Consider the following 2,834-nt stretch of genomic DNA (forward strand, 5'->3'; position numbering starts at 1 on the left):
GACACCGCGCTGGCGATCGAATCCTGGGACGAGCAGCCGACCCGCGAGCTCGCCGACGGCCGGAGGTTCAGCCGGGCGCAGGTCCGGCTCGGCCCGGCCGGCGACCACCCGGACGGACCGGGTGCGCTGCGGTCGGCCACCACCGGCACCCGGACCCGCCGGTGCACGGGTGCCCCCGCGCCGCGCCCCGGGGGCCGGGCCCCGGGGGCGGGGGCGGCCACGACCTCGCCGGACAGCACGCGGGTGGAGGTCTCGTAGCCCATCCGTTCGAGCTGCTCGCGCAGACCCATGTAGGTGGGGGAGCGGGTGCCGATCTTGCGGTGGGCGACGAACGTGCCCTTGCCCTGGACGCGGAACAGCAGTTCCTCGTTGACCAGCTGGGCCAGCACCTGCCGCGCGGTCATCCGGCTGATCCCGTACATCCGGTTGAGCTCGTTCTCCGACGGGATCTTCTGGTCCGGCTGCCAGACGCCGCGTTCGATCTGCTTGCGCAGCACGTCCGCGAGCTGCACGTACAGCGGCGTGGAGCCGCTCCGGTCCAGGGGGTCGGGCGAGTGCGCAGAAGCGGACATCGCGGACGTACCCCCATCCCCGGTCGAGTGTCGGCGCACCGGGGGACCGGTCGGTCCACCTCGTGCCGAGAACCATTCTCCCAAATTGCCGAAGGAGAGCGCGTCGGGGCGTCTACCGGCCGGTCCAGGCGCCGCCGGTGAGGGTGCCGGCGATGGCGTCGAGCACCCGGTCGTCACCGCCGTAGACCCCGGACGGCCGCGGCCAGTGGATCACCGCGTCGGTGAAGCCCAGCTCCGCGGCCCGGCCCGCCGCGTCCGCGAAGGCGGCCGGGCTGGACACCGACAGCACCGGCGCCGAGTCCAGGTTCAGGTAGCGGCGCAGCGTGCCCGGGTCGCGACCGGCGCGGCCCGCCGCGTCCTCGAGCCGGCGGGTGAGACCGGCCACGCGGGACCACCATTCGCCGGTCGTCACGTTCTCCGACTCCGGGCCCGTCGTCGCCCAGCCATCGGCCCGGGCAGCCGCGATGCCGATCGTCCTCGGGCCGTTGCCGGCGACCACGAGCTCGATCCGGTCCCGGCTGCCCGCCGGGATCATCTTCGCCTCGACGGCCTGGAACCAGTCGCCGCGCCAGGTGGTGTCGGGGTGGCGCAGCAGCCGGTCGGTCAGGGTGACGAACTCGTCCAGCCGGGCGACCCGCTGCGGCGGGGTCAGCGCCGCCTGGCCCAGCACGGTGGCGTCCCAGCCGGTGCCGCCGGCCCCGATCGCCGCGATCAGCCGGCCCCCGCTGACGTCGTCGATCGTCATCAGGTCCTTGGCCGTGGTCACCGGATGCCGGTAGTTCGGCGACATCACCCACGGGCCCCGCCGCAGCGTGGTGGTCGCGGTGGCCGCCGCGACCAGGGTGGGCAGCGTGCCGAACCAGGGCTCGTCCCTCAGGTCCCGCCAGGACAGGTGGTCGTAGGTCCACCCGTGCGCGAAGCCCCGTTCCTCGAGCGAGGCCCAGCGGGCCCGCGCCTCGGGCCAGCTGAACTGGGGCAGGATGACGACGCCGACGCGCAGCACGGGGGACACCGCGGCAGGCTATCGCGCCCGAAGGCCCGTGGCGCCGCCCACGCCGGCGACCACGACCGGCCGGCCGCCGGTCGCGATCCGGATCAGGGCTTGCGGTCGATCCGGTAGTGCAGCACCAGGAACGGCAGCCCGAACAGGGTGAACGCGTGCTCGGCCCGCAGCCGCCCGTCCTGCACCCGGACGTCCAGCCGCTCGCCGAAGCCGTGGACGGCCAGGACGGTCAGCTCGCCACCCGCCGGGTCGATCGCGGCCAGGTAGTGCCCCGGATGGGGCAGGTCGCTGCGGCTGGTCAGGATCAGGCCCCCGCCCGGCCGGGCCCGGGGCAGCAGGGTGGCGGTGAAGCTGCCCTGCGGGACGGGGAAGCCGACACTGACATAGCCGCGGTCGGCGTCCCGGTAGGTGGTGTAGACGCCCACGTAGATCGGGTCGTCGGTGTCCGCGTACGACCGGATCCAGCAGCGGATGGTCTCCGGAGCCGCCGCGCTTCCCGGCGAGTCCGGCGGTGCCGGTGGTCCCGGCGGCGCCGGCCGGGTGATCGTGTCGATCCGGCTCCGGACCCCGCGTTCGATGTCGCGCTGGTTCATCGGCACGTTGGCCTGCCCCAGGGGCCGCGCCACCGCGGCGCGGTACAGCAGGTAGCCGGGGCGGATCCAGGCCCGCCAGCGGGGGTCGATGTCGAGCCGGAACCGGGTGGTGTGCTCGTAGAACTCGCGCACCAGCGGGTCGGCGGCGGCCGGGTCGAAATCGGGTCCGGCCAGGTCGTCCAGGCAGGCCACGATCCCGATGTCGGTGACGTCGGGGTGGTAGTCGGCGGCCAGCTGCTCGGCCAGGTCCCTGAGGTAGCCGGTGCCCACGTACCGGGTGCGGGCGGCCCGCGGCACGACGAACGGCAGCTGCTCGGCCGGCACCCGGTCGGCCAGCAGGCTGACCTGGGCGTCGCGGAACAGCAGCGCCGACGACGTCCGGTATGCCGTCATGGTGGCGGCCGCGGTGAGCGCTCCCGGGGCGCCGGCGCGGGCCAGCAGCCCACCGGCGAGCACCCCCAGCGCCGGCCCGAACGCGATCTTCTGCGGCCGGACGCCGAGCAGGCCGCCGAGGGCACCGGTGACCGTGGCGATCGTCCGCGGGCCGGCGCCCAGCCGCTGCGCGGCCCGGCCGAGCGGCGCGACCAGGGCGGCACTCACCGCGATCCGTTGGAACAACGGCGGGATCTCGCCGGGCCGCTGCCGCCGCCGGGCGACCGCCTCCGA

The 2,834-nt window shown here is 75.2% G+C and carries 3 protein-coding genes; all 3 read right to left on the reverse strand.

Annotated features, from left to right (window positions below; genetic code table 11):
- Positions 1–572: GntR family transcriptional regulator (locus ACOJUF_RS19295; RefSeq protein WP_420123442.1), on the reverse strand; the 572-nt coding region annotated here is incomplete at its 3' end.
- A gap of 112 nt (positions 573–684) precedes the next feature.
- Entirely contained in the window at positions 685–1,584 is a 900-nt protein-coding gene (locus ACOJUF_RS19300; protein WP_420123443.1) for an LLM class flavin-dependent oxidoreductase, read from the reverse strand.
- Between the two features lie 83 nt (positions 1,585–1,667).
- Positions 1,668–2,834, reverse strand: a 1,167-nt coding sequence (locus ACOJUF_RS19305; RefSeq protein ID WP_420123444.1) for a hypothetical protein, incomplete at its 5' end; no start/stop codon positions are given.

The organism is Nakamurella sp. (assembly GCF_048594475.1).
In the GTDB taxonomy this organism is placed as follows: Bacteria; Actinomycetota; Actinomycetes; order Mycobacteriales; family Nakamurellaceae; genus Nakamurella.